General features: G+C 68.8%; 21 protein-coding genes and 1 tRNA gene. 15 read left to right on the forward strand and 7 right to left on the reverse strand.

The window, feature by feature from the left end:
* Window positions 1-15: 15 nt before the first annotated feature.
* Window positions 16-486, reverse strand: a complete 471-nt coding sequence (locus ILP86_RS11620) for an A24 family peptidase (RefSeq protein ID WP_061018620.1) — start codon at window positions 484-486, stop codon at window positions 16-18.
* A 127-nt stretch (window positions 487-613) separates the two neighbouring features.
* Between ILP86_RS11620 and ILP86_RS11625 the strand changes: the two genes are divergently transcribed.
* Genes ILP86_RS11625 through ILP86_RS11635 form a run of 3 tightly spaced genes read left to right on the forward strand, consistent with a single transcriptional unit; the run spans window position 614 to window position 6,413 of the window.
* On the forward strand, window positions 614-1,420 hold the full coding sequence (locus ILP86_RS11625; RefSeq protein WP_058633149.1) for a hypothetical protein: 807 nt from the start codon (window positions 614-616) through the stop codon (window positions 1,418-1,420).
* Window positions 1,417-2,955 (forward strand): DNA polymerase Y family protein, encoded by a 1,539-nt coding sequence (locus tag ILP86_RS11630; protein WP_193761949.1) that lies wholly within the window; start codon window positions 1,417-1,419, stop codon window positions 2,953-2,955. The genes ILP86_RS11625 and ILP86_RS11630 overlap by 4 nt, the downstream gene beginning before the upstream one ends.
* Entirely contained in the window at window positions 2,955-6,413 is a 3,459-nt protein-coding gene (locus tag ILP86_RS11635; RefSeq protein WP_193761950.1) for an error-prone DNA polymerase, read from the forward strand. The genes ILP86_RS11630 and ILP86_RS11635 overlap by 1 nt, the downstream gene beginning before the upstream one ends.
* Window positions 6,414-6,428: 15 nt before the next feature.
* Here ILP86_RS11635 and ILP86_RS11640 read toward each other — a convergent pair whose 3' ends face one another.
* Both ILP86_RS11640 and ILP86_RS11645 read right to left on the reverse strand, forming a co-directional pair.
* Window positions 6,429-6,812 carry a hypothetical protein gene (locus tag ILP86_RS11640; RefSeq protein WP_046749353.1) on the reverse strand — a complete coding sequence of 128 codons (384 nt, stop codon included), beginning with the start codon at window positions 6,810-6,812 and terminating at the stop codon, window positions 6,429-6,431.
* A 334-nt stretch (window positions 6,813-7,146) separates the two neighbouring features.
* Window positions 7,147-7,749, reverse strand: a complete 603-nt coding sequence (locus tag ILP86_RS11645; RefSeq protein ID WP_061017096.1) for a TetR/AcrR family transcriptional regulator C-terminal domain-containing protein — start codon at window positions 7,747-7,749, stop codon at window positions 7,147-7,149.
* Window positions 7,750-7,937: 188 nt separating this feature from the next.
* Here ILP86_RS11645 and ILP86_RS11650 point away from each other — a divergent pair, with 188 nt between their 5' ends.
* The 3 genes from ILP86_RS11650 (at window position 7,938) to helR (ending at window position 13,029) form a co-directional block, all read left to right on the forward strand.
* Complete coding sequence (locus ILP86_RS11650; protein ID WP_193761951.1) at window positions 7,938-9,173, forward strand: MFS transporter; 1,236 nt, start codon at window positions 7,938-7,940, stop codon at window positions 9,171-9,173.
* Entirely contained in the window at window positions 9,170-10,759 is a 1,590-nt protein-coding gene (locus ILP86_RS11655; RefSeq protein ID WP_193761952.1) for an amidohydrolase, read from the forward strand. The genes ILP86_RS11650 and ILP86_RS11655 overlap by 4 nt, the downstream gene beginning before the upstream one ends.
* Before the next feature lie 125 nt (window positions 10,760-10,884).
* Window positions 10,885-13,029 carry an RNA polymerase recycling motor ATPase HelR gene (gene helR / locus ILP86_RS11660; protein WP_193761953.1) on the forward strand — a complete coding sequence of 715 codons (2,145 nt, stop codon included), beginning with the start codon at window positions 10,885-10,887 and terminating at the stop codon, window positions 13,027-13,029.
* A gap of 15 nt (window positions 13,030-13,044) precedes the next feature.
* Here the strand turns inward: helR and ILP86_RS11665 are convergent, their stop codons facing one another.
* Together ILP86_RS11665 and ILP86_RS11670 are read right to left on the reverse strand one after the other, a co-directional pair.
* Window positions 13,045-13,869, reverse strand: coding sequence for an ABC transporter ATP-binding protein (locus tag ILP86_RS11665; protein WP_061017089.1), 825 nt, complete (start codon window positions 13,867-13,869; stop codon window positions 13,045-13,047).
* Complete coding sequence (locus ILP86_RS11670; protein ID WP_193761954.1) at window positions 13,869-14,537, reverse strand: FadR/GntR family transcriptional regulator; 669 nt, start codon at window positions 14,535-14,537, stop codon at window positions 13,869-13,871. Before ILP86_RS11670 ends, ILP86_RS11665 begins: the two co-directional genes overlap by 1 nt.
* A gap of 251 nt (window positions 14,538-14,788) precedes the next feature.
* Here ILP86_RS11670 and ILP86_RS11675 point away from each other — a divergent pair, with 251 nt between their 5' ends.
* Window positions 14,789-16,477: a 2-isopropylmalate synthase gene (locus ILP86_RS11675; RefSeq protein WP_308431928.1), complete on the forward strand. Its 1,689-nt coding sequence runs from the start codon at window positions 14,789-14,791 to the stop codon at window positions 16,475-16,477.
* 15 nt (window positions 16,478-16,492) lie between these two features.
* Here the strand turns inward: ILP86_RS11675 and ILP86_RS11680 are convergent, their stop codons facing one another.
* Window positions 16,493-17,077 carry an NADPH-dependent FMN reductase gene (locus ILP86_RS11680; RefSeq protein WP_061017084.1) on the reverse strand — a complete coding sequence of 195 codons (585 nt, stop codon included), beginning with the start codon at window positions 17,075-17,077 and terminating at the stop codon, window positions 16,493-16,495.
* 213 nt (window positions 17,078-17,290) lie between these two features.
* On the opposite strand from ILP86_RS11680, the gene ILP86_RS11685 reads away from it, so the two are divergent.
* From ILP86_RS11685 to ILP86_RS11695, 3 genes are all read left to right on the forward strand, one after another.
* Window positions 17,291-17,785 carry a hypothetical protein gene (locus tag ILP86_RS11685; RefSeq protein ID WP_170224183.1) on the forward strand — a complete coding sequence of 165 codons (495 nt, stop codon included), beginning with the start codon at window positions 17,291-17,293 and terminating at the stop codon, window positions 17,783-17,785.
* A 104-nt stretch (window positions 17,786-17,889) separates the two neighbouring features.
* Entirely contained in the window at window positions 17,890-18,798 is a 909-nt protein-coding gene (locus tag ILP86_RS11690; RefSeq protein ID WP_193761956.1) for a M23 family metallopeptidase, read from the forward strand.
* Window positions 18,799-19,029: 231 nt separating this feature from the next.
* Window positions 19,030-19,767 (forward strand): M23 family metallopeptidase, encoded by a 738-nt coding sequence (locus tag ILP86_RS11695; protein ID WP_193761957.1) that lies wholly within the window; start codon window positions 19,030-19,032, stop codon window positions 19,765-19,767.
* Window positions 19,768-19,889: 122 nt separating this feature from the next.
* Here the strand turns inward: ILP86_RS11695 and ILP86_RS11700 are convergent.
* A tRNA-Pro gene (locus ILP86_RS11700) sits at window positions 19,890-19,966 on the reverse strand.
* A gap of 106 nt (window positions 19,967-20,072) precedes the next feature.
* Here ILP86_RS11700 and ILP86_RS11705 point away from each other — a divergent pair.
* The 5 genes from ILP86_RS11705 to ILP86_RS11725 all read left to right on the forward strand — a co-directional run bounded on the left by ILP86_RS11705 (window position 20,073) and on the right by ILP86_RS11725 (window position 23,735).
* Window positions 20,073-20,663, forward strand: a complete 591-nt coding sequence (locus ILP86_RS11705; RefSeq protein WP_193761958.1) for a GNAT family N-acetyltransferase — start codon at window positions 20,073-20,075, stop codon at window positions 20,661-20,663.
* 33 nt (window positions 20,664-20,696) lie between these two features.
* Window positions 20,697-21,152: a hypothetical protein gene (locus tag ILP86_RS11710; protein WP_058633023.1), complete on the forward strand. Its 456-nt coding sequence runs from the start codon at window positions 20,697-20,699 to the stop codon at window positions 21,150-21,152.
* On the forward strand, window positions 21,149-21,874 hold the full coding sequence (locus ILP86_RS11715; protein WP_308431920.1) for a lysoplasmalogenase: 726 nt from the start codon (window positions 21,149-21,151) through the stop codon (window positions 21,872-21,874). Before ILP86_RS11710 ends, ILP86_RS11715 begins: the two co-directional genes overlap by 4 nt.
* Entirely contained in the window at window positions 21,874-22,245 is a 372-nt protein-coding gene (locus tag ILP86_RS11720; RefSeq protein WP_193761959.1) for an RNA-binding S4 domain-containing protein, read from the forward strand. The genes ILP86_RS11715 and ILP86_RS11720 overlap by 1 nt, the downstream gene beginning before the upstream one ends.
* A 62-nt stretch (window positions 22,246-22,307) precedes the next feature.
* A complete protein-coding gene (locus ILP86_RS11725) occupies window positions 22,308-23,735 on the forward strand; it encodes an HNH endonuclease signature motif containing protein (protein WP_193761960.1) in 1,428 nt (475 codons plus the stop codon).
* The last annotated feature ends 34 nt before the right edge of the window (window positions 23,736-23,769 follow it).

Consider the following 23,769-nt stretch of genomic DNA (forward strand, 5'->3'; position numbering starts at 1 on the left):
GCGAGGCGTGCGGGTTCAGCCGAGGGCGACTCCGAGCAGGGCGCCGGCGATCATCCAGGGCCCGAAGGCGATGCGGGTCGCTCCGTCGGCTCTGCGCAGCAGGATGAGCACCAGCGCATAGAGCGCGCCCAGCACGAATGCCGAGGCCGCCCCGATCATCAGCGCCTGCCAGCCGTGCCATCCCAGCACCAGGCCGATGACGGCGGCGAGCTTCACGTCTCCCCCGCCCATCCCCGCGCGGCTGACCATCCGCAGCACGGCATAGAAACCACCGAGGACCACAAGGCCGATAGCGGCGCGCACGGACGACGCCCACTGCCCTGCGGCGAGAGCATCGATCGACACGAGCACCAGGAGGACACCGAGCGTCGGCAGCACGATCCGATCGGGGAGACGGTGAGTGCGGGCGTCGATCACGATGAGCCAGCCTCCGACACCGATCAAGGCAGCATGCACGAGCGCGATGAGCGTGAGCCGGATGTCCATCCCGGCAGGTTAGGAGATCGAGGGAGTACTCTTCGACAGCCTGTGGACAACCCCCTGGCGGATGTCCGATGTACGAACTATCGTCGATCAGACGACTTGTTATATTAGAATATATCTTCGAGAAAGGATGCAGGTGATCGGGCTCGACGCAATCGCCTCGCTCTCCCCCACGGGCGACTCCCGTGCGGGAGAAGTGCTGCGGCTGCGTCGCGAGATCAGCCGGATGCAACGACGGCGCAGCGAACAGACGCTGCTGCCCCTCGACCCTGCTTTCGCCTCACTCCTTCCGGAAGGGGGACTGCAGACCGGCACCTCCTACTCCGTGTCCCCTTCACCGAGCCTCGTCCTCGCGCTGCTCGGCGCCGCGTCGCAGAAGGGGCTGTGGTGCGCCGTGGTCGGCATGCCGACCCTCGGCGTGGAAGCCGCAGCCGCATTCGGCATCGACCTCGCCCGCCTGATCCTCGTACCGACGCCGGGAGATCGCTGGCTCGCCGCGACATCCGCTCTGGCCGAGGTCGTGCCCCTGATCGTCGTCTCCCCCGGCTCGCGCGCACGAGACGCCGATGTCGCCCGGTTGAGCGCTCGTCTGCGCGATCGCGGTTGCACACTCCTCGTCACCGAGACACCGGGGGCGGAGCGCTGGCCACAGAGCGAAGGAACCATACGCCTGCATGACCCGCACTGGCACGGACTCGGCGCCGGATGGGGACTGCTCTCGGACTGCACGGTCACGGTGACCGCCCGGACACGGCACAGCCCTCGTCCGTCGAGCGTGCGCGTGCAGCTGCCAGGAGGACATGGTGCGGTCGAGACCGTCGGAGCCGAGCTCACCGCGCTGCCGGCGCTCGCTCCGGAGACCGCTTTCGTTCCGGAGACCGCCATATCGAGCGGATCCCCGCCACCTGAGCTCCTGCGATGGGCGGAAGCCGGATGAACAGCCCGCTCCGTGTGCTGGTGCTGTGGTTCCCCGATTGGCCGATGCGGGCGGCGCTCGGCATCGCTCCCCCGCACCCGCCCACCGCCCTGGTGCAGGCGAACACGATCGTCGCCTGCACCGCGTCCGCCAGGGAGCACGGTGTGCGCACCGGTCAGCGCCGCAGGATCGCGCAGGGGCACCTCGCCTCTTTGCGCGTGCTCTCCCACGACCCCGACCGCGACGAGCGGGCCTTCCTGCCGGTGCTGCACCTGATCGAGAAGCATGCGCCAGGGGTCACGCTGCTGCGACCGGGACTCGCGATCCTCCGCGCCAGAGGCATCTCCCGCTATCACGGAGGAGAGGCGGAAGCCGCCGAAGCCCTCACCGCCGTCCTGGCCGATGCAGGGTTCCCCGAGGTGCGGGTCGGCGTCGCCGACGGCCCGTTCACGGCTGAGATCGCGGCGCGCGGCACCGCACCATGCACAGTGGTGCCGCCGGGGGCGTCCGGAGAGTTCCTGGCACCGTATCCCGTCCAGGTGCTGCGCGACGAGCAGATCGCCGGACTCCTCGTCAGGCTCGGCGTGCGCACGCTCGGTGAATTCGCATCCCTCACCGCGCTCGACGTGCGCGACCGTTTCGGCGAGCACGGCGCCCGCTTGCACGCCCTCGCCGCCGGTGCCGACTCCCGTCCGCTGACGCCGCGCCCGCCCGATCCGGAGCTGGTGCGGGCCATCGAGTTCGACTCCCCGCTGGGGGGAACGGACCAGGTGGCCTTCGCGGTGCGTCAGACGGCGGACGCGGTGATGCTCGCTCTGGGCGACGCCTCCCTCGTCTGCACGGAGGTGCGGATCGATCTGACCGACGACAACGGCGCCGTCTTCTCCCGGTCCTGGCTGCATCCGACCTGTTTCGACGCCTCCGACCTCGTCGACCGGGTGCGCTGGCAGCTGGAATCCCTGGCCGCGCAGTCCGCGAAGGAGCCGGTCGACGAGGCGCGGGCGTTCGGCGGCATCGTGGCGGTGCGGATCGTCCCCGCGGCCGTGGACGATGCCGCGCACCACCAGCCGGGGCTCTTCGGCTCCGGCACGGATGAACGTCTGCACCATGCGGTCTCGCGCGTGCAGACCATGTTGGGCCATCAGGGTGTGGTCACCGCCGCCGTCGCCGGTGGTCGCTGGCTCGCGGATCGCCAGGTGCTCACCCCGTGGGGAGAGCGCACCGTCCCGCCCCGCGACCCCGGCTCCCCGTGGCCGGGGAGCCTTCCCGACCCCCTGCCGGCCGAGGTCTTCCGACCGCCGAGACCCATCGGCGTGGTCGCTGCGGACGAGAGCACCATCAGCGTCGATGAGCGGGGTTCGCTCTCGAACGACCCCGCCCGCATCGACGGATCCGCCGTGCAGGCCTGGGCAGGACCCTGGCCCGTGCACGAACGACGCTGGGCGCCAGGGGGCGGGAAGCGGGGACACCGGCTCCAGATCGTCGACGACGACGACCGTGCGTGGTTGGTGTTCTGCACCGGCGAGCGGTGGTGGGCCGAGGGGAGGTACCGCTGATGGGCTGGCACAATCCGCCCCTGTCCTGGAACGATCTGGAGCGCACCCTCAGCGGCGAGGAGTCGCGCCCCCCGGTCGCCGAGCCCCGAGGGCAGCGGACGGATCCGGGACCGGTGAGCCGCCGACGCAAGCGCACTCCCCCCGTCGCCGTCCCCCGCCCCGCGGACGCGGTCCCCTACGCCGAGCTGCACGCTCATTCGTCGTACTCGTTCCTCGACGGGGCGTCGTCCCCCGAAGACCTCCTCGCCGAGGCCGAGCGACTCGGCCTGACCGCTCTCGCCCTCACCGACCACGACGGCTTCTACGGAGCCGCGCGCTTCGCCGAGGTGGCCGATCTCATGGAGAGCCCGCTGCAGACGGTGTTCGGGGCAGAGCTGTCGCTCGACCTGCCGGCGCCGCAACGGGGTTCCGCGGATCCCGCAGGCGAGCACCTGCTGGTCCTCGCCCGAGGCATGGAGGGATACCACCGACTCTCGGGGGCGATCACTTCTGCGCAGCTGCGGGGAGGTGAGAAGGGGCGCCCGGTCTACGACCTGGACGATCTCGTGGCACGCGCGGACGGGCACTGGACGATCCTGACCGGATGTCGGAAGGGCGCCGTGCGTCGCGGACTCGAAGCGGGGGACGCGGGCACGCCGCTGGGGTCGCTCGTCGACCTGTTCGGAAGCGACAACGTCGTCGTCGAGCTCTTCGATCACGGCGACCCCCTCGACACTCGACGCAACGACGCTCTCGCCGACCTGGCGCGTCGGATGCGGCTGCCGGTGGTCGCGACCAACAACGTGCACTACGCCACACCGGCACAGGCGCCGCTCGCCGAGGCCGTGGCCGCGGTCCGCGCGGTGCGCAGCATGGACGAGCTCGACGGCTGGCTGCCCGCGCACGGAGGGGCGCATCTGCGCAGCGGTGCGGAGATGGCGGCGCGCTTCCAGCGGCACCCCGGGGCGATCTCGTACGGGCTCGAGCTGGCCGCGACCTCGGCCTTCCCGCTTCGCCTGGCTCGACCGGCCCTGCCGCAGCAGAAGGTTCCGGAGGGGCACACTCCGATGACCTGGCTGCGTCACCTGGTGTGGGAGGCCGTGCCGTCGAAGTATCCACGACTGGACGATGACGGCCGGCACCGGATCGCCCGCGAGCTCGACGTGATCGAGGAGAAGGACTTCCCGGGGTACTTCCTGATCGTGCACGGCATCGTCGCGGAGGCCCGGAGGCGCGGCATCCTCTGCCAGGGCAGGGGGTCGGCTGCGGCGAGCGCGGTCTGCTACCTGCTGGGCATCACCGCGGTCGATCCGATCCTCTACCGTCTGCCCTTCGAGCGGTTCCTCGCGACCACGCGGACGGAGGAGCCGGACATCGACGTCGACTTCGACTCCGACCGCCGTGAGGAGATCATCCAGTGGGTGTACGCGGAGTACGGGAGGGAGCGGGCTGCCCAGGTGGCGAACGTCATCCAGTACCGCCCCAAGAATGCGGTGCGCGACATGGCCAGGGCTCTCGGCCACTCCCCGGGCCAGCAGGATGCCTGGTCCCGCCAGGTCGACGGCTGGGGAGCGGGACTGGAACCCGCAGAGGGGCACGACATCCCCGAGAACGTGCTCGCCTACGCCGGAGAGCTGCTGAAGGCGCCTCGACATCTCGGCATCCATTCCGGGGGCATGGTGCTCACCGCGCGCCCCGTCGGAGAGGTCGTTCCTGTGGAGCACGCCCGCATGGAGAACCGCACGGTCATCCAGTGGGACAAGGACGATGCCGCCTTCATGGGGTTGGTGAAGTTCGATCTGCTGGGACTCGGGATGCTCGCCGCCCTCCAGCACTGCTTCGACCTGATCCGGGAGACCACGGGTGAGGAGTGGACGCTCGAGACGATCCCGAAGGAGGAGGCCGGCGTCTACGACATGCTCTGCCGCGCGGACTCGATCGGCGTCTTCCAGGTGGAGTCCCGTGCTCAGATAGGGCTGCTCCCCCGCCTGCAACCGCGGAGCTTCTACGACCTCGCCATCCAGATCGCCCTCATCCGGCCCGGCCCCATCCAGGGCGGGGCCGTGCACCCGTTCGTCCGGCGCAAGATGGCGAAGGACCGCGTCGACGAGGAGAACCGGGAACGGGTGTCTCGGGGAGAACCGCCGGTGGAGTTCACCATCCCCTACCCGCACAGCGATCTGGAGGACATCCTGAAGCGCACGCTGGGCATCCCGATCTTCCAGGAACAGCTCATCCAGATGGCCACCGCCGTGGGCGACTGCACAGCGGACGAAGCCGATCTGCTGCGCCGGGCCATGGGCTCCAAACGGGGCCTCGAGAGGATCGAGAAGGTCAGGGACAAGCTTTATGCGGGGATGGCGAGGCGCGGGCTCGTCGACGAGGCGGCGGATCGTATCTATGCGCAGATCCAGGCGTTCTCCAACTTCGGTTTCGCCGAATCGCACTCGCTGTCGTTCGCACTGCTCGTCTATGCCAGCTCCTGGTTGAAGCTGCACTACCCCGCCGCGTTCCTCGCGGGACTCCTGCGCTCGCAGCCCATGGGCTTCTACTCCGCCGCGACCCTGACCGCGGATGCCCGACGGCACGGAGTGGAGGTGCGCCGCCCCGATCTGCATCTCTCCGGTGCGATGGAGCTGCTGGAGCCGCTCTCCTCGGACACCCCGAGAGGGCCGACCGGCCAGGATCCGTGCCTGAGCGTCCCTCAGCCGCCGGTGCTGCGCTTCGACAGGTCTGCCGCGGATGAATCCGCCGCGCACCGCAGAGACGGCGGGTCCGCTGTGCGGCTGGGACTCGGCGGCATCCGTGGGATCGGCATGGCGATGGCCGAGAAGATCGTCGCCGAGCGCGAAGCGAACGGCCTCTATCGGGACCTGAACGACCTGGTCAGACGCACGGATGCCACGGCCGCCCAGCTGGAGGCGCTCGCCACCGCCGGGGCCTTCGACTGTCTGGGCCTGGAACGCCGGGAGGCCATCTGGATGGCGGGAGCCGCCGCCGAGGATCGCTCCCGTTTCCTCCCGGGGACCACGGTCGCGGTGCAGCCGCCCCTGTTCGCCGATCAGAGCAGCTACGAGCGGCTCTCCGCCGACCTGTGGGCGACCGGGGTGTCGACCGACGACCATCCCCTGACGCACTTCCGGGAGGCTCTGCGCGCTCGCGGCGTGCTGACAGCGGTCGACTTGCAGAGGCACGAGGCGGGTCGACGCATCGAGGTCGCCGGGCTCGTCACCCATCGTCAACGACCGGCCACGGCTTCCGGGATCACCTTCGTGAACCTCGAGGATGAGAGCGGGCTGGTGAACGTCGTCTGCTCGGCCGGGGTCTGGAACCGCTACCGCCGCGTGGCCCGAGACTCACCGGCGCTCATCATCCGCGGCATCCTGGAACGATCGGCCGAGGGCGTGGTCAATGTGCTGGCCGATGGGTTCGAGGATCTGCGCACCGGTCTCACCCATCGCTCCAGAGACTTCCGGTGACGCTGCGCGCCGGGTTCACCAGAAGCGCTCCGGCTCCTCTGCCGGCGGGCGATCGGCTCCGCCCCACCGGTCCGCCTCGGCCTTGGCGGCATCGGCAGCGGCGTCGGCTTCGTGGAGAGCCACCTTGGCACCGGTATACCCGGGACCGAGGGGATCGACGAGCAGCGTGGTGTGGGCTCCTGCGCCTCCGATGGTGACCGTGCACCTCAGCACCCGCCCGATCCAGCGGGAGAAGTCCCCACTCGGGTCCTCTTCGCGTCGGTAGCGGATGCCGGTGTCGAGGTCGACGATGGCCAGGACCACCGGCTCATCGGTGAGCGGATCGACCTGCTCCGTCACGTCGATGCGATGGCCGTGGGGGATGGCGACCTGAGCGGTGAGCACGAGCAGTCTGTCCATGAGTCCACCCTAGAGAAGCACCAGAGGAAGACAACAGCGAGTCCCCGCTACCCGAATTCGAAAATTTCTTTGTCCCCCAAATGGCGGACAAGCCGATTAAGCGATATTCTGCTCTCGTAGCGGGGGCTACGAGGCTGATGACCTGGGGAAATCAGCCGTGAGCGCAGCGAGATCTTCGCCGCCTCCCCTACCGTCCGGGAAGGGCGGTGAGCCCTCTCGGCGGCACCGTCTGGGGCGGGTCATCGAGAGGGCAAATCTCCCCACCGCACTACACTGCGCTGGACTCGATCCACGGCTCCTTCGCATCGCCTCGGCGATCGTGCACCTCCGGCGATCAGCGCGCAAGTCGTGTGCGCAGGGATTCCAGGAGAAGGTCGGCCCCGAGCTCGAAGGTGCGATCAGAGCGGGCGCTCCCCCGCTCGGCCCCGTCGATGAGGCGTCCGAGCGTGCGGGTCGGCTCCCCCGGCTGCCAGATCTCGTCAGGCGACGCGAGATCGAGACCGAAGCCGATCGCGAAGGCGTCGATGACGGCGATCACCGAGAGCACCTCGTCCTCGGGGAAACCGCCGTCGACGAGCGCCGAGGCGAGGTCGTCGTATGCGGCGATGACGGCCGGATGCGTGATCGTCTTCCCCACGAGCAATGGAACGAGCTGCGGATGGTCGGCATACATTCGGCGCTGGGTTCGCAGCACCGCGAGCACGAAGACATCCCAGGGCTCGCCGTCCCACTGCACGAGGTATCCCTGCACGAGCTGCCCGCGGATGAGTTCGAGTATCCCGTCCATGCCGTCGACATGGTTGTACAGCGAGGAGGGGCGCACGCCTAGCTCGCGGGCTATGGCATTGACCCCGAAGGGCCGGCCGCCTCTCGCGAGAGCGAGGCCCGCGGCGCCGATGATCTCCGGAGACAGGAGCGGTGTGGAGGGCCTCGGCATCGGGGGCTCGCTTTCTCCGGCGGACCGGTCGTGAGTTCGGGGGTTCCGCAAGAACCCCCTCCTGTGCATAATAATGAACACCATTCGTTTACGAACACCATTCGTTTATGATCTCGTGCCCCATCCGACGCACACCCGTTGTCTCCCCTCCCCGCGCACAATGCCGTGCCGACTCCCCTTGGAGCTCCATGACCACGCTCGATCTCCGCACCAGAATCCCTCTCCGCTTCCCGACAGCGGCCGCGACCTTCGCGATCGGCATCGCCGGGTATCTGGGCGTCAACCTGTCGCCGTACATGATCACGGCCGCCCAGACCGGCCTCGGCCTCGACGTGCTCGCCGCCAGCTGGCTCGTGACCGCGACACTCCTGCTCACCGCCGTGACCGGACTGGCGATCGCTCCGCTGTGCGCCGGCACGCATCGCCGAACCGTGGCCCGCTCGGGACTAGGTCTCGCCGTCGTCGGCTTCGCGACCGCCGCACTCGCACCCGCCGCCATGCTCCCCGGCCTCCTCCTCGGCGGCGCCGGAGCGGGCGGAGCGGTCGCCGCATCGGGCGCAGCGCTCGCCGCGTTCCGCAACCCGGACCGGGTCGCCGGCTTCAACGGACTCGCGAACCGGGGCGTCATCACCGTGGTGCTCGCCGTCATCCCCCTGATCGGCCTCGCGCCGATCGATGTGTTCGGCGCGCTCGCCCTGTTCTCCCTGATCGGGCTCGTCGCCACCGCCTGGCTGCCCGCCGCCCCCGTCGTCGCCCCGCACGCCGGAGCAGCCGTCGCTGAGGCGATGCCGATCGAGGTGCCGCCGACCGGGACGGTCAGGACGTCCCCCACCCGCACACGGACCGTCACCGCGGCCGGCGTCGGCCTCCTGCTGGTGTTCGCGCTGTGGGCGGCCAGCGAGGACTCGCTGTGGGCCATGGCGGGCGTGATGGGCGCGGAACAGGCCGGATTGACGCCGGAGGGACTCGGCATCGCGCTGAGCGGCGCGACGGCCGGCGGACTGCTCGGTTCGCTGCTCCTCATGATCGTGGGGGCACGTCTCGGGCGCGCGGTACCGCTCGTGATCCTGCTCGTCGCCGGCGGCGCGCTCAAGATCGTGGAGGGCTTCGTGACCGATCCCACCACGTTCATCGTGATCTTCATCGCCTGGAACTCGGTGTACGCGATCGCCTTCATGTACTTCGTGTCGACATCGGCGGCCCTGGATGCCGACGGCCGCTGGTCGGGCCCCCTGCTCGCGGTGTACCTCGTCGGGTCGGCCCTCACCCCCGTCATCGGCGCAGCCCTCGTCGGCGTTCTCGGCTATCAGGGATTCGCGGTCGCCCTCGGCATCGCGAGCTTCGTCCTCGCCGTACCCGCCGGGGCGATCGCCCTCCTATCGACGCGTCTGGAACGCATGACCTCTCAGGAGACCACCGCATGACCCGCACCCTCTATCGCAACGCCCGGATCTTCACGGGAGACGAGTCCCGCTGGGCGGAGGCCATCGTCGTCGACGGCGAGGAGTTCATCCACGTGGGCTCCGAGGCGGAAGCCCCGCACGCCGACGCGGAGGTCGATCTCGGAGGACGCGTCGTCCTTCCGGGGTTCACCGACGCGCACACCCACCTGCTCATGATGGGCGAGGCGCTCGGACAGGTCGGACTCACCGACGCCGCATCGCTCGAGGAGATCCAACGCCGGTTGGACGAGGCCCGCCGCACCACGTCGGGAGTACTGCGCGGACGTGGCTGGCTGTTCGACGCGATCCCCGACGGGGAGCCGACCGCGACGATGATCGATGCCGTCGTCGCCGACATCCCCGTCTACCTCGATGCCAACGACTACCACTCCTGTTGGGTGAACACGGCGGCGCTGCGCGAGTTGGGGATCACGCGGGACACCCCCGACCCGCTCGGCGGACGCATCGCCCGCGACGCGTCCGGCGAGCCGACGGGGATGCTCTATGAGACCGCCGCACAGCAGTACGCGTGGGCGCGGCGCGACGCCTCCACGACGGACGCTCAGCGGGATGCGGCAGTCGCACGGGTCGTGTCCGCCTACCTCTCCGCCGGCGTGACGGGGGCCGTCGACATGGCGTTCGACGAGCTCGGACTCGCTGCGCTCGAAAGGGCAGCCGAACGCGGCGAGCTGCCCCTGCGCGTCGCCGCGCACTGGTTCGTCGCGAACAGCGGAGACGATGCGGCGAACCTCGCGCAGGTCGCTCAGGCGTCGGCGCACGCATCGGCGTCGACGGCGGGTGTTCGCGTCGTCGGGATCAAGCTCGTGCTCGACGGCACGATCGACGCGTGCACTGCCGCCATGGGAGCTGCCTACGCCGACGGCTCGAACGCCGAGCCGATCTGGCCGGCCGCGCGGCTGCTGCCGGTGGTCGCGGCGGCGGACGCGGCGGGACTCCAGATCGCGATGCACGCGATCGGCGACGCCGCGAGCGCACTCGCCCTCGATGCGATCGAGCACGCCGTCGCGGTGAACGGCGACCGCCCGCGTCGGCACCGCATCGAGCACCTCGAGTACGCCGCGCCGGGAACCGCCGGGCGGATGGCGCGGCTCGGGGTGACGGCCTCCATGCAGCCCGTGCACGCCGACCCCGCGATCTTCGCGAACTGGGCGGCACAGATCGGCGACGATCGCGTCGCCCGCGCGTTCGCATGGTCGGAGTACGACGAAGCAGGAGCACTCCTCGCCTTCTCGACCGATGCGCCGACCGCCCCCTACGAGGCGCTCGCGAACATGTACGTCGCCGCCACACGTGCCTCGGCGCTGGTTCCGGGTGTGCCGGCCGTCGACCCGACTCAGGCACTTCCGCTGGAACGGGCCATCGCGCACGCCACCAGGGACGCTGCGGCATCGATCGGCGACGGCACCTGGCGCGGCCGCATCGCGGTCGGATACGCCGCCGACTTCGTGGTGCTCGACGCCGACCCGTTCGCGGGCGATCCGGCCCTCCTGCTGGGGACACGCATATCGCAGACCGTGATCGCCGGACGCACCGTGTACGAGAGCTAGCGCGAAGAGCACCTCTCCTGCGCATTTCCAGGATATCGCCGAGGTGGGGGCTTGCCGCAAGGCCCCCACCCTGGGGCAGAATCGACCCTCGCTCGTGCGAATGACGCCCGGCGTGAAGGAGATCCATGCCTTTCGACCCGTTCCACCTCGCGGATGATCTGCGCGCGAAAGCCGCTCCGGAACTGATCGCCGACGACCGCGAGCATCTCCGGAGGATCGCCGAAGCCCTCGAGCTGCAGCGCGCAGACGTGATCTCGCGACTGACGCAGGCACGCCGCCGGGAAGCGGACCTCGGAGATGCCGTCGTCGACCGGGACCTGGAGATCCGCCGACTGAGCGGACGCCTTCGCGTGCTCGAGCGCTTCGGCCTCGACATCTGCCTCGGCCGGATGACCCTCGACGATGGCGAACATCGGTACATCGGCCGCACCGGCCTCGCGGACGCGGACGGGTCCCGGCTCCTCATCGACTGGCGTACTCCTGCCGCAGAGCCGTACTTCGCGGCGACCCTCGAGCATCCGCGCGGTGTGATCTCCCGACGTCGCTACCGCTGGACCGACGGACGCATCCGTGACTACTGGGATGAGGCGCTGAGCGACGCGGCGTTCGACGGCGCGGCCTCCCTAGACGATCAATCCGCGTTCATCGCCAGCCTCGGAACTCATCGCACGGCCAGGATGCGCGACGTGCTCGCGACCATCCAGGCCGACCAGGATGCGATCATCCGCACCTCGTCCAGGGGAGCTCTCGTCGTCGACGGCGGCCCGGGCACGGGCAAGACCGTCGTGGCACTGCACCGCGCCGCCCAACTCCTCTACGCGGAGCCGCGCCTCACGCAGAGTGCGGGCGGCATGCTGCTGATCGGCCCTCATGCGCACTATCTCGCATACGTCGAGGACGTGCTTCCCAGCCTCGGCGAGGACACGGTGCGACTGGCGACCATCCGCGACCTCGTCCCGGAGGGAGCCTCGGCCTCCGACGAGCGGAGCGCCGAACACGACGCCCGAGTGGCGCGGCTGAAGGGCACGCTCGACCCCGTCTCGCTGCTCGACGCTGCCGCGAGGTGGTTCGAGCGTCCGCCGCATCACGCCATGCGTCTGGAATCGCCGTGGGCCGACCTGTGGCTGAGTCGCGACGAATGGGCTGAACTGTTCTCGAACGCCGACCCTGCCATCTCGCACAACGAGGCACGCGACGAGGTGTGGGAGGAGATCCTCGAGCTGCTGACGGACCAGGTGGACGACGAGGATGCGCCGCCCCATATGGTGCGGAGGTGGCTGCGTCAGGACGACGAACTCACCGGGACGTTCATGCGCGCCTGGCCGATGCTGTCCCCGACATCGGTCGTCGCACGACTGTGGAGCTCACCCGAATTCCTGCGGCACTGTGCGCCGGGGCTCTCACCGGAGGAGATCGCACTCCTGCAGCGGGACGGGTCGACGGCCTGGACCGTGTCGGACCTCCCGTTCCTGGACGCCGCGCGCCGCCGCATCGGCGACCCCGATACCGTCCGCGACGAGCACCGACGCCAGGCCGTGATCGCTTCCGCCCAGGAGCAGATCTCCCACGTGGTCGACCACCTCATCGAGGACGACGACAGCGAGATGAAGGTGATGTCGATCCTGCGGGGCCAGGACGCACGGAATGTGCTGCTCGGTGTCGACGCTCCCCCCGCGCTGCGACCCGACGAGCTGTCCGGACCGTTCGGACACATCGTCGTCGACGAGGCACAGGAGCTCACCGACGCGGAGTGGCGGATGCTCATCGCCCGCTGCCCTTCGAGGAGCTTCACGATCGTGGGAGACCGCGCGCAGGCACGTCACGGATTCACCGAGAGCTGGGAGGCCCGACTCGCCCGCGTCGGACTCCGCGACGTCAGGATCTCTCATCTGGGGGTGAACTACCGGACGCCGACGGAGGTGATGGAGGCCGCTGCTCCGGAGATCCTCGCGGCGATCCCCGACGCGAACGTCCCGTCCTCGGTGCGCGAGAGCGGAATGCCGGTGCGTCATGACGTCGTCGCCGCACTCCCGCGCCTGCTGGAGGCTTGGGTCGACGCGCATCCGGACGGCGTGGCGTGCGTGATCGGCGCCCCCGACTTCGCTCCGACCGCGCGCGTGCGATCCCTGACGCCCGAGGGTGCGAAGGGCCTGGAGTTCGACCTGGTCGTGCTGGTCCATCCCGATCAGTTCGGACATGACGTGACCGGCGCCGTGGACCGCTACGTGTCCATGACCCGATCCACCAGCGAGCTCATCGTGCTCCGGTGAAGCGACGCTCCGACCTCACCCGACGAGGACGCGACCGGTGAGGGCCTGCCAGCGCTCCTCGCGCCGCTCGATCCGTATGGGGTATGCGAAGGCCGCCGTCACCAGGGGTGTCGTGAGCACGGCGTCGGCCTGCCCCTTGGCAACGATCTCGCCCTTCGCGATCAGTGCCGCATGCGTGGTCGACCGGGGCAGCTCCTCCAGGTGATGCGTCACGAGGACGGTGGCGAGTTCGGGCTGCGTGCTGTGCAGCAGATCGAGCGTCTCGAGGAACTGCTCCCTCGCCGCGACGTCCAGACCCGTCGAGGGCTCGTCGAGGAGAAGGAGCGCGGGGTCGGGCAGCAACGCACGAGCGATGAGGGCTCTTCCGCGCTCTCCCTGGGACATGGTGGGCCACGTTGCGGCCTCGATCGCCTCGAGACCCAGCAGCGCCATGAGGTGCTCGACGCGCGCCAGGATCGCCGGGGAGGGCTCCCATCTGTTCATCATCTCCGTGGTCCCCGTCGCTCCGGTGAGCACGACCTCTCGCACCGTCAGCGGCGAGCGCAGGGGGTGACGCGGATTCACGTGACCGATGGACTCCCGCAGCTGTCGGATCTCGACGCGTCCGAGCTGCTGTCCGAGCACGTGGACAGAGCCTCTGGTCGGGTGCGCCTGCGCACCGCACATGCTCAGGATCGTGCTCTTGCCCGCTCCGTTCGGCCCGATGACGGCCCAGTGCTCGCCCTGCCTGACGGTGAGGTCGATGCCGGTCAGGATCTGCCGCGCGTTTCGGACGACGTCGACGCCCCTCAGCGCGAGGACGTCGCGGGGGACGGAGCCGTCGAGACCCTTCGCCGACATCACGACAGCGCCTCGCGAAGGGTGAGGAGATGAGCCCGACTGCGTTCGGCTGCGGCAGCTTCGTCGTGGTCGGCGATGGCTTGCACCTGCTCGGCGTGCGCGTCCTGGTCGGTGTCGTCCCCGAACGACCGCCGAATGCGGAGCATCTCGACCATGGCTTCACGCAACCGCGGGGTGAAGCTGTCGAACAGGTCGAGGAGCACCGGGTTGTGCGCGGCGGCCACGATCGTCCGATGAAAGGCGGTGTCGGCGTCGACGTGTGCCTCGATATGGGAGCGGTGCGCGGCGCGATCGGCGAGAGCACGGCGGATGCTGCGCAGATCCGCGGGAGTACGTCTCGCGGCGGCGAGCGCGGCGGCCTCCGTCTCGATTGCGATGCGTGCCTCGATCACCGCGACGATGTCGGCCTTGCGCAGGACGGCATCCCAGTCCTCCGGGGCTTCGAGCGCGGTCACATAGACTCCAGCCCCCTGTCGCGAAGCCAGCACTCCGCGCCCGGCGAGCTGCCGGATCGCCTCGCGCACGGTGGATCGACCGACACCGAGCTGCAGGGCGAGCGTCGTCTCGCCGGGGAGCTTCTCCCCCAGCGCCCATTCCCCGGCCGTGATGCGTCGCCACAGCAGCTCGGCCGCCTGGTCCGCCAGCGGCGCCCGTCTCACCTGTGCCATTCGCGCGGCCTCTCGTCTACTTGTCTGAGGAGTTCTGCTACAGTCTAGCCATGTTCTCGTCAGAGCACCTCCTTCTTCGCCGCCACGGCGGGGCGTAGCCGGACCGGCACCCCGCCGTGGGGTCGAGTGTGCCGGTCTCCCCTCTCCGAGAAGGACGCCGCATCACCATGACCACGACATCGCCCATCCATGACTCCGCCGCCGCCGGCATCGACGACGCTCCCGCCTGGAACCGGCAGAAGAACTCGCCGATGCCCTCGCAGCGCTACCGCGACGTCTACTCACGCGTCGAGGTGCCGCTCACCGAGCGGGACTGGCCCGCCCATCGACTCACGGCCGCCCCGCTGTGGGTGCCGGTCGACCTGCGCGATGGCAACCAGGCTCTCGCCGAACCGATGGATCCAGCCCGCAAGCGCCGGTTCTTCGAGCTGATGGTGCGGATGGGGTACAAGGAGATCGAAGTGGGATACCCGTCGGCGTCGCAGACCGACTACGACTTCGTGCGGCTGATCGCGGACAGCGACATCGCACCGGAGGACGTGACGATCGTGGTGTTCACCCCCGCGCGCCGCGATCTCATCGAGCGGACGGTGGAGTCCGTCCGCGGCATCGCCAACCAGGTCGTGATCCACATGTACACCGCGACAGCCCCCGCGTGGCGCAGCCTGGTGCTGGGGCACGAGCGCGAGGAGCTGAAGCAGCTCATCCTCTCCGGCGGCCGCGACGTGTGGGAGCTCGCCGGGCATCTGCCGAACGTGCGCTTCGAGTTCTCCCCCGAGGTGTTCAACCTGACCGAACCCGACTACGTGATCGACATCTGCGATGCGATGACCGAGCTGTGGCAGGCCACCCCCGAGCGGCCGGTGATCCTCAATCTGCCGGCGACGGTCGAGATCGCCACCCCGAACGTGTACGCGGATCAGATCGAGTACATGCACAAGAACCTCGCACGCCGTGACTGCGTGGTCCTCTCCGTGCATCCCCACAACGACCGCGGGACGGGTATCGCCTGCGCCGAGCTCGCGGTACTGGCCGGAGCGCAGCGGGTGGAGGGCTGCATCTTCGGAAACGGCGAGCGCACGGGCAACGTCGACATCGCGACGCTCGCGCTGAACCTCCACGCGCAGGGGGTGGATCCCATCGACTTCTCCGACATCGACGAGATCCGCCGCACCGTCGAGCACTGCAACCGGATCGAGGTGCACGCCCGCCATCCCTACGTCGGCGATCTGGTGCACACGGCGTTCAGCGGCACGCACCAGGATGCGATCAAGAAGGGCTTCGCCGAGCACCGCGCCCGCGCCGCCGCGGAGGACCGCGATGAGAGGGAGATCGAGTGGCGGGTCCCCTATCTGCCGATCGACCCCGCGGACATCGGTCGCGACTACGACGCCGTGATCCGCGTCAACTCGCAGTCGGGCAAGGGAGGTATCGCATATCTGCTGGAGAGCGAGTACGGGGTCGAACTGCCTCGGCGCCTGCAGATCGACTTCGCCCGGCACGTGCAGCGGCACACCGACGCGACCGGAGCCGAGGTCATGGCGGCAGAGCTGTGGGACGTCTTCGAGGCGGTCTATCTCCGCTCCGTTTCGGGCAGTGATTCCGGGACCCGTCTCGTCTCCTACGACTCCGCCGACGGCGAGGGGAACCCACGCACGCGCATCACACTCCAGGTCGAGGGCCGCGAGCACACGACGGTCCACCGTGAAGGCGGCCCTATCGAGGCTCTCTCTGCGGCACTCTCCGCCCATGGCGTGCGCGTGGACATCGTCGGGCTCCACCAGACGAGCGTCGGATCGGGGGCGGAGAGCGATGCTCTGACGCTCCTCGAACACCGCACCGCGGCGGGGAGCTCGTGGTCGGCCGGCCGCGGACGATCCGTGCTCTCCGCGAGTCTGTCCGCATTCATGGCGGCGGCGGTCGCCCACTCCGGAAGCTGACTCCCGCCTAGAAGTTCAGTCCTGGTCGCCGACGTGCCCGGGCGCCGTGAGGGAGAGCACGCGTTCGACGAAGGCGGCGTACTCCTCCATGTAGTGCTCGAGGAACTTCTTCGTGCCGGCATCCTCGACCGTGCCGTCGGGGCCGAACATCTCAGGACGGTAGGTCAGATACGCCTCGGGGGCGTTCAGCTGAGGGGCGTTGAGGAAGCTCAGCACACTGCGCATCGAGGACTGCATCACCGCGGTGCCGATGGCGCCGGTGGAGGCTCCGATGATGCCGGTGGGCTTGCGGGCGAACGAGTTGTGGCCCCACGGCCGCGACCCCCAGTCGATCGCGTTCTTCAGGGCGCCGGGGATCGAGCGGTTGTACTCCGGCGACACGATCAGGAGGCCTTCGGCGCGCTCGACCGCGTGCTTGAACGTGGTCACGGCGGCGACCGGATCGAGTTCGTCGTCACGGTTGTACAGCGGCAGATCGCGGATCGGGATCTCGACCATCTCCAGGCTGGGCGGGGCCAGCTTCACGAGCGCGGTCGCGACGACGCGGTTGATCGAGTCATGGGCGAGGCTTCCGATGAGGTAGCCGATCCGGTGTGCCATGCGGATACTCCCTTGCTTGTTCGGATGTGCTTGTCGGACGTGTTCGCGTTCAGGCTAGCCCCGTGTCCCGGCATAGCAAGCCCCTTCCATTGCCCCGCCGCCCGTGCACCGAGGCTTGAGCACGAGGAACAGAGCCCGCGATTCTTCGCCCGGATTCGCCTCAGGCCGTCGAGGCACCCCGGCACCGCGCGATGCCGCTGCTATTTTCGGACCATGAGATCTCCCCGCCTCGAACGCTTCGCCCTGGGAGCCGCGTTGGCTCTCGGAGCAGTCACCCTCGCTGGATGTGCCTCCGGCTCAGCCCCCACCTCCAGCGCTGTCCCCACCTCCACCCCCGCTCCCGCCGTCAGCCCGAGCACGACATCGGAGCCTGCCCCCACTCCGACCCCCAGCTCCAGCTCCGGAGACTTCGGGGACTTCACCGCCACCCAGCTGGTCGAGATCTGCGTCGACTCGACGCGATCGGGTTTCGCCGGCGACGTGCAGTTCGACTCGGCCGCCAGCCGCATCGAGCACCGCAGCGTGACCCCGGAGTGGCTCGTGATCGTCCCGGCGCAGACCTCCGGCTTCCAAGGAGAGGCGCAGTGCACGATCGGTGGTTCTCCGTCGAATCCGGACATCGGGCTGTCGTCCGCGTCGATCGAGCGCCTCCCCGAGGATCAGATCCAGAAGTTGATCGACGGGAAGAACGAGGGCGGCGACCGCTGATGTGCGGCTCAGAACCGACGGTGGAGTCGTCGAGCCCGCCGGCGCCTCCCCTTCTCTCTCGAAGATCGGCCCTGATCGCCTCCGGAGTCGCAGGTGGCGCCGCGATGTTCGGGCTGAACGTCGTGGCCCCCGGAGAAAGAGCGGCTGCAGCCGGGACGTACATCCGGCCGTGTGGCTACGCACCGATCTCCGACTCCTGGCAGGGGCACCGCAACCGCAACTCCGCGGAGCCGGGCACCGACTACTCCGTGCCGAGGGGCATGGCCGTCATGGCCGTGACGAATGGCCTCATCGTCGATCGCAAGGACACCACGTCCACGGCGACGGGCCGCTACCTGGCGCTCCGCGGGGACGACGGCAACTACATCCGTTATCTGCACCTCGACTCGAGTGTGGTCCGAGTGGGCACGCGCGTGACGCAGGGAACGGTCATCGCCTACTCGGGAGCGTCCGGTTTCGACAGCGAGACCGGCTACGGAGCACACGTCCACGTCTCACTCTGGATCGGCGGCTCACCGAACCAGCTCGGATTCAGGAACACCGTCGACTTCGAGAACTACGTCATCGACAACTCACCCAGTCAACCCCCCGCCTCGGAGGATCCCGTGCCCACCCATCAGTCCACCACCTACGCATGGAACACCGTCATCCCTGCGAACTCCTGGATGCCCGTGCGCGTCGGGGCAACCGAGTTCTATCTCGCGGTACTCGCCGCCGGACGGCGTGAGACCGGAGACGTCGTCGTCAACCTGCGGGCATCCGGCGTCGCTTCCGCCCTCCAGCTCCGTGTGGTCGCGGAGGCTCTGAACTCCGCTGGCGCCGTCGCACAGTCGTTCGTGCAGCCCACCGTCGAGATCCCGAAGACCGTCTCCAGTGACGGGATCACCCACGCGCAGTACGTGATGCCGTACACCCTGGTCGGTCCGGTCCGGCTCTACGCGCATGTGCGATCGGTCGGCGGCACCGCGAAGATCGAAGAGGTCACGGTCAAGAAGAACTACTGGCCGGCGTGACGCCGCCCCTGCTGTTGCGGTTCCGCCTCCAGACGCGATGACCGTCAGATCGTCCGGCCCCGCCTTCGTGGGGCCGGACGATCTGCATGTGCCGTGCAGCGGTCGACCTCGCCCGGGCGTCTATCGGACCACGGCACGGTGATCTGGGGACAGCCCGCTACTGTCATCGACATGCACCCCAACGAACCGAAACCCCCATCAGTGCTGCCCGGAGTAGGTCGCAGAACGTTCATGACGGCCGCTGCGATCACGGCGGCGGTCACTGCTGCCGGCGTGGGCGCGGTCGGTCGCCCGCAATCAGCGGCCGCTGCCGTGACCTGGGGTTACCCGTTCACGTTCCGTTCCGGGCGCTCGCGCGGCTTCGTCGGACAGTACCCGGCGCACGCCGGAATCGACTACACCCCTGGTTTGGGGACGCCGATCCACGCAGTCGCCGATGGGACGATCGTCATCAGCGGTATCACCGGGAACAAGGGCGCCTACGGCGAGAGCATCCACATTCAGCACGCCGACGGCTATCGCACCGTCTATGCGCACATGCTCGAGGGCACGCGCATCGGCACAGGGCCGGTTTCGCGAGGGCAGTTCATCGGCAAAGTCGGTGACACCGGCCAGTCCACCGGTCCGCACCTGCACATCGAAGTCCAGCGCAACGGCGTGGCACTCAACCCCGATCCCTACATCGACGACGCGCCGCTCGCAGGGAGCGGGCCGACGACACCTCAACAGGAGACAGCAATGGAAGCAATCGTGAAGGTCCCGACCGGAGCCGTGGTTCACCTCAGGTACGGCGGGAAGACCGACTTCGCCAGCCAGCAGCAGTACAACGACTTCCGCATGCAGGTCGACACCCTGCGCAGCCTCGGAGCAACCGATCTCATGCCTCTGCCCGAGCTCTCGAAGGTGCCCGGAGTTTCCTGGGACACCTTCACCTTCCTCGCCTGCTATATCGGGGCGCCGACGGCGTAGTCGCGAGCGCGTGACGGAAGGCTCCCACCATGCCGAGTGCTCGGTGGGAGCCCTCCGCACGGCGCCGGAGACGGAAAAAGCCCCGGAGTTCCGCGTTCTTCTGCGGTTCTCCGGGGCTTTTATGGTCGGGCTGACAGGATTTGAACCTGCGACCCCTTGACCCCCAGTCAAGTGCGCTACCAAGCTGCGCCACAGCCCGTTGTTCTGCGCTCTCGCGCAGGCAACTCCCCTATCTTAGCCGTATCCGCACCCCCTCCGCGAACCGAGGCGTTGCGAGTGTCGGATGCCCCGCGTAGCGTCGCGTCATGGCGACGATCACGACCGAGCTGGCGACGACGGCACGCTGGGATGATGTCCAGCATGCGCTCACGGGTGGCGGCGACGGCGCCAGTTGCCAGTGCATCTGGCCGGTGCTGAGCAACAAGGACTGGAACGCGACCACGACGCCGCAGCGCACCGAGATGTTCCGCACCGAGATCGACGAGGGGCCGCCTCCGGGGATCGTCGCCTACGTCGACGGCGAGGCTGCCGGTTGGATCCGTATCGGCCCCCGCACGCGCCAAGCCCGGGTTCCTCGCACGCGTATCATCGCTGCGGCGAGCACCGAGCCGTTCGAAGACGAGTCGGTCTGGGCGGTGACGTGCTTCGTGGTGCGCCGAGAGCACCGTGGCAGCGGGCTCAACCTCGAGCTCTTGCGCGCGGCCGTGGAGTACGCCCGAGAATCCGGGGCGCGCCTCATCGAGGGGTATCCCGTCGACACCCGCGGTGAGAAGCAGCGCTCCAACGACCTCTTCCACGGCACTCTCGGAACATTCCTCGCGGCCGGCTTCATGGAACGGGCCGAGCTCAAGCCGGGCCGCACGCTCGTGGCACTCTCCTTCGATGACGACGGATGATCGCAACCGATGAGAAGCCGCTAGCGTGAAGTCATGAGCAACGAGACTCCGACCATCGACGATCCCGAGCTCGGCACGTTCACGCGCGCACGCTCGGAGCTCACCGATGGGACGGTGCTGACACACGATTGGTTCGTCGGCTCGATCTCGGTCCACGGCACCGACCTCGAGCTGATGATGGAAGGCTCGGCCCCTGACGAGGTCGAACCTCTGCTCCCCCGACTGCGGGACACGGTGAAGCGACTCGACATCGTGCGACGCATCGCCACGGATGCCGTCGTCACGAAGTTCAGCGCGGGCGAACCGGGAAGTCTCGAGCTCGACGAGGCCAGCACAGACCTCGCCGTCGAGGCCATCGAAGCGGCCGCCGACGGCACGGTCGTTCTCCATCTGACCGACGGCTGCGGCGAGCACTTCCCCGAGGGATACTGGCCGGCTGTGCATCTCGGTGTCGACGACAGCGTCGTCGAGGTCACCGTCGAATCGTGAACAGCAGCGCCATGAGGGACGGGTCGCAGGCCCCGTCGGTGCCGCGACACGACGACGAGCTCCAGCGGCGCCGCGTGCTCTTCGCCTCCGCGTTCCTCCCCTACACCGTCGTGTCTCTCCTCCACGTCGTCCTGCTGGCGGTCGACAGCCCGCTCGCCGCGCCCACCAAACTGCTCCTGATGCCGCTGCTGGCTGTTCCGGTCGTGGTCTCTGCGCGACGCCTCGTTCCGCGCTCCACGCTGATCCTGCTGCTTGCCGCCGTGTTCTTCTCCTGGCTCGGCGATGGAGCCGGGACATTCTTCCACGGCGGCCCCGAACTGCCCCTGATGCTGCTGTTCTTCGGCATCGCCCACGTGGCCTACATCCTGCTCTTCGCACGTCACCTGTCGACCCGGCGCATGCCCTGGTGGGCTCTCGTGTACGCCGGCTGGTGGGTCGCCATGATCGCCGTGCTCGGTCCGCACACCGGTGGCCTTCTCGTCGCCGTCGCTCTCTACGGACTGGTGCTCGCGGGGACCGCCGCCTTCTCCGCGCGCTGCCATCCCGTCATCGCCGTCGGAGGGTCGTTCTTCCTCGCGAGCGACACGATCCTCGCTTTCCGACTCTTCCTCCCCGATTCCCTGCCGCCCTGGAGCAGCCCCGCCGTGATGCTCACCTACACGATCGGGCAGGGACTGATCGTCGCCGGCGCTCTCGTGGCACTGAGGAAGAGGAGTTCCTGATGGATGCCGCACGCATCGACAGCTGGCTCTGGGCGATCCGTGTCTACAAGACGCGCTCGGCGGCGACGACGGCATGCCGCGCGGGGCATGTACGCGTGAACGGAGACAGGGTGAAGGCCGCGCAGCAGATCCGGGTGGGCGACGAGGTCCGCATCAGGATCGCCGGGTTCGATCGAATCCTCTTCGTCCGCCAGCTGCTCGTCAAGCGTGTCGGCGCTCCCGTCGCCGCTCTCGCCTACGACGACCGGACGCCCGAACGAGAGCCTCAGGCAGCACTGGGCGTGCGCGACCGCGGAGCGGGGCGACCGACCAAACGCGAACGACGCGACATCGATCGGTTGCGCGGCCGCAACGACGTTCTCCCGAGCTGATATCTCGGCATGCATCGTGGCCGCACCTTCTCGCTTTCGAAGCTTTGTTCTAAACTGAGTGCATGGCGAACGATAAGAAACCCGACCTCGACCTCGACCTCGAGGAACGTCGTCGAGTTCTCGACGCCTGGGTAGCGACCCGTCGCCGCATCGCCGCACTCGAAGCCGAGGCAGCCGAGCTGCTCACGGAGCAGATCGCCATCCACGATGCCGATGTCGCCTCGAGCCCGTTCCACCGCGATGCGATCTACCGGTCGATGGTCGCGGAGTTCTCGGCTGCCGGCCGCCTGCCGAAGGGGTCCATGGAGTTCGCCTTCGCAGACGCCCAGGCCCTGGTCGGTCATCTCCCCGCGACCCGCGCTTCGTTCTCGCGCGGCACTGTCAGCGCTGGACACGTTCGCGAGATCGCCAGGGCCAGCGCCATCGTGGCCGAGGCCATCCGCAACCGCAAGATCGATCCGGCAGTCATGGAGCTGTTCGAGACGGCGGTGCTGGTGGTCGCCGAGCAGGACACCGCAGCGCGCACCAAGGCGCACGCTCGACAGGTCGTCGCCGCCCTCGTCGGCGAGACGCTCGTCGACAGACACCGACGTGCGGCCGAGGAACGGTGCGTGACGGTGAAGTCGCTCGACGACGGGCTCGCGCTGCTCACCGCCGTGCTGCCCGAGTGGATCGCCACCGCCATCGCCGACCGACTGAATCAGATGACACGAGCGGTCGTACGCGCCCGGGATGACAGCGATGTCGTTCCTCCGCCCTGGTGGTTCGACGACGGGCGTGAGGGCATCAGCCCCGAGGACATCTCCCTCGACGATCCGGTGTTCGACATCCTCGATGACTGTGTGATCCGTGGCATCGACGTGAGCACGTTCACGGCCGACCCCGACGTCGTGCACTTCCCGGCGGACACCCGTACGTGGGCACAGACCCAGGCCGACCTCTTCGCTGATCTGCTCCTCACGGCAGACCCGAGCGCCGCCCACGGGGACGGCCTCGACGGCATCCAGGCCCGCGTGCAGGTGACGATCGCAGCCAGAACCCTCACCGGCGCTGACGACGACCCGGCGGAGCTCGACGGGCACGGAGCGCTGCACCCCGACGTCGCGCGCGAGCTCGCAGCGCGCAACACGGGCTGGAGCCGCCTGTTCCTCGACCCGTCCGGCATGGTCGTGGAGACCGACACCTATACGCCGACCGAGGGCATGCGGCGTTTCCTCCGCGCGCGCGACCGACACTGCCGGTTCCCGGGATGCCGGATGCCGGTGCACCGCTGCGAGATCGACCACAACCACGATCATGCGAAGGGCGGCACGACCGCGCTCGACAATCTCGCGCACTTCTGTCGGAATCACCACACGCTCAAGCACCCCGACATCCCGGTGGCGCATCGGTGGACCGCTCAGCAGGAGAAAGACGGCAGCGTCACCTGGCACAGCCCACTGGGCCGGGACTACGCCGATTCGCCCCCTCGAAGGGTGATGTTCGTCTGACGCCGGGCTTCCGGATCGACGGTGACCGGACCGC

This window comes from Microbacterium sp. R1 (assembly GCF_015159725.1).
GTDB lineage: Bacteria > Actinomycetota > Actinomycetes > Actinomycetales > Microbacteriaceae > Microbacterium > Microbacterium oxydans.

Coding starts and splice junctions, on each gene's coding strand:
- ILP86_RS11620 (WP_061018620.1), bottom strand. CDS start 486: ATGGACATCCGGCTCACGCTCATCGCGCTCGTGCATGCTGCCTTGATC.
- ILP86_RS11640 (WP_046749353.1), bottom strand. CDS start 6,812: ATGGACAGACTGCTCGTGCTCACCGCTCAGGTCGCCATCCCCCACGGC.
- ILP86_RS11720 (WP_193761959.1), top strand. CDS start 21,874: ATGGATGCCGCACGCATCGACAGCTGGCTCTGGGCGATCCGTGTCTAC.
- ILP86_RS11670 (WP_193761954.1), bottom strand. CDS start 14,537: ATGGCACAGGTGAGACGGGCGCCGCTGGCGGACCAGGCGGCCGAGCTG.
- ILP86_RS11635 (WP_193761950.1), top strand. CDS start 2,955: ATGGGCTGGCACAATCCGCCCCTGTCCTGGAACGATCTGGAGCGCACC.
- ILP86_RS11675 (WP_308431928.1), top strand. CDS start 14,789: ATGCCCTCGCAGCGCTACCGCGACGTCTACTCACGCGTCGAGGTGCCG.
- ILP86_RS11705 (WP_193761958.1), top strand. CDS start 20,073: ATGGCGACGATCACGACCGAGCTGGCGACGACGGCACGCTGGGATGAT.
- ILP86_RS11650 (WP_193761951.1), top strand. CDS start 7,938: ATGACCACGCTCGATCTCCGCACCAGAATCCCTCTCCGCTTCCCGACA.
- ILP86_RS11645 (WP_061017096.1), bottom strand. CDS start 7,749: ATGCCGAGGCCCTCCACACCGCTCCTGTCTCCGGAGATCATCGGCGCC.
- ILP86_RS11725 (WP_193761960.1), top strand. CDS start 22,308: ATGGCGAACGATAAGAAACCCGACCTCGACCTCGACCTCGAGGAACGT.
- ILP86_RS11655 (WP_193761952.1), top strand. CDS start 9,170: ATGACCCGCACCCTCTATCGCAACGCCCGGATCTTCACGGGAGACGAG.
- ILP86_RS11685 (WP_170224183.1), top strand. CDS start 17,291: ATGAGATCTCCCCGCCTCGAACGCTTCGCCCTGGGAGCCGCGTTGGCT.
- ILP86_RS11695 (WP_193761957.1), top strand. CDS start 19,030: ATGACGGCCGCTGCGATCACGGCGGCGGTCACTGCTGCCGGCGTGGGC.
- ILP86_RS11665 (WP_061017089.1), bottom strand. CDS start 13,869: ATGTCGGCGAAGGGTCTCGACGGCTCCGTCCCCCGCGACGTCCTCGCG.
- ILP86_RS11625 (WP_058633149.1), top strand. CDS start 614: ATGCAGGTGATCGGGCTCGACGCAATCGCCTCGCTCTCCCCCACGGGC.
- ILP86_RS11690 (WP_193761956.1), top strand. CDS start 17,890: ATGTTCGGGCTGAACGTCGTGGCCCCCGGAGAAAGAGCGGCTGCAGCC.
- helR (WP_193761953.1), top strand. CDS start 10,885: ATGCCTTTCGACCCGTTCCACCTCGCGGATGATCTGCGCGCGAAAGCC.
- ILP86_RS11680 (WP_061017084.1), bottom strand. CDS start 17,077: ATGGCACACCGGATCGGCTACCTCATCGGAAGCCTCGCCCATGACTCG.
- ILP86_RS11630 (WP_193761949.1), top strand. CDS start 1,417: ATGAACAGCCCGCTCCGTGTGCTGGTGCTGTGGTTCCCCGATTGGCCG.
- ILP86_RS11710 (WP_058633023.1), top strand. CDS start 20,697: ATGAGCAACGAGACTCCGACCATCGACGATCCCGAGCTCGGCACGTTC.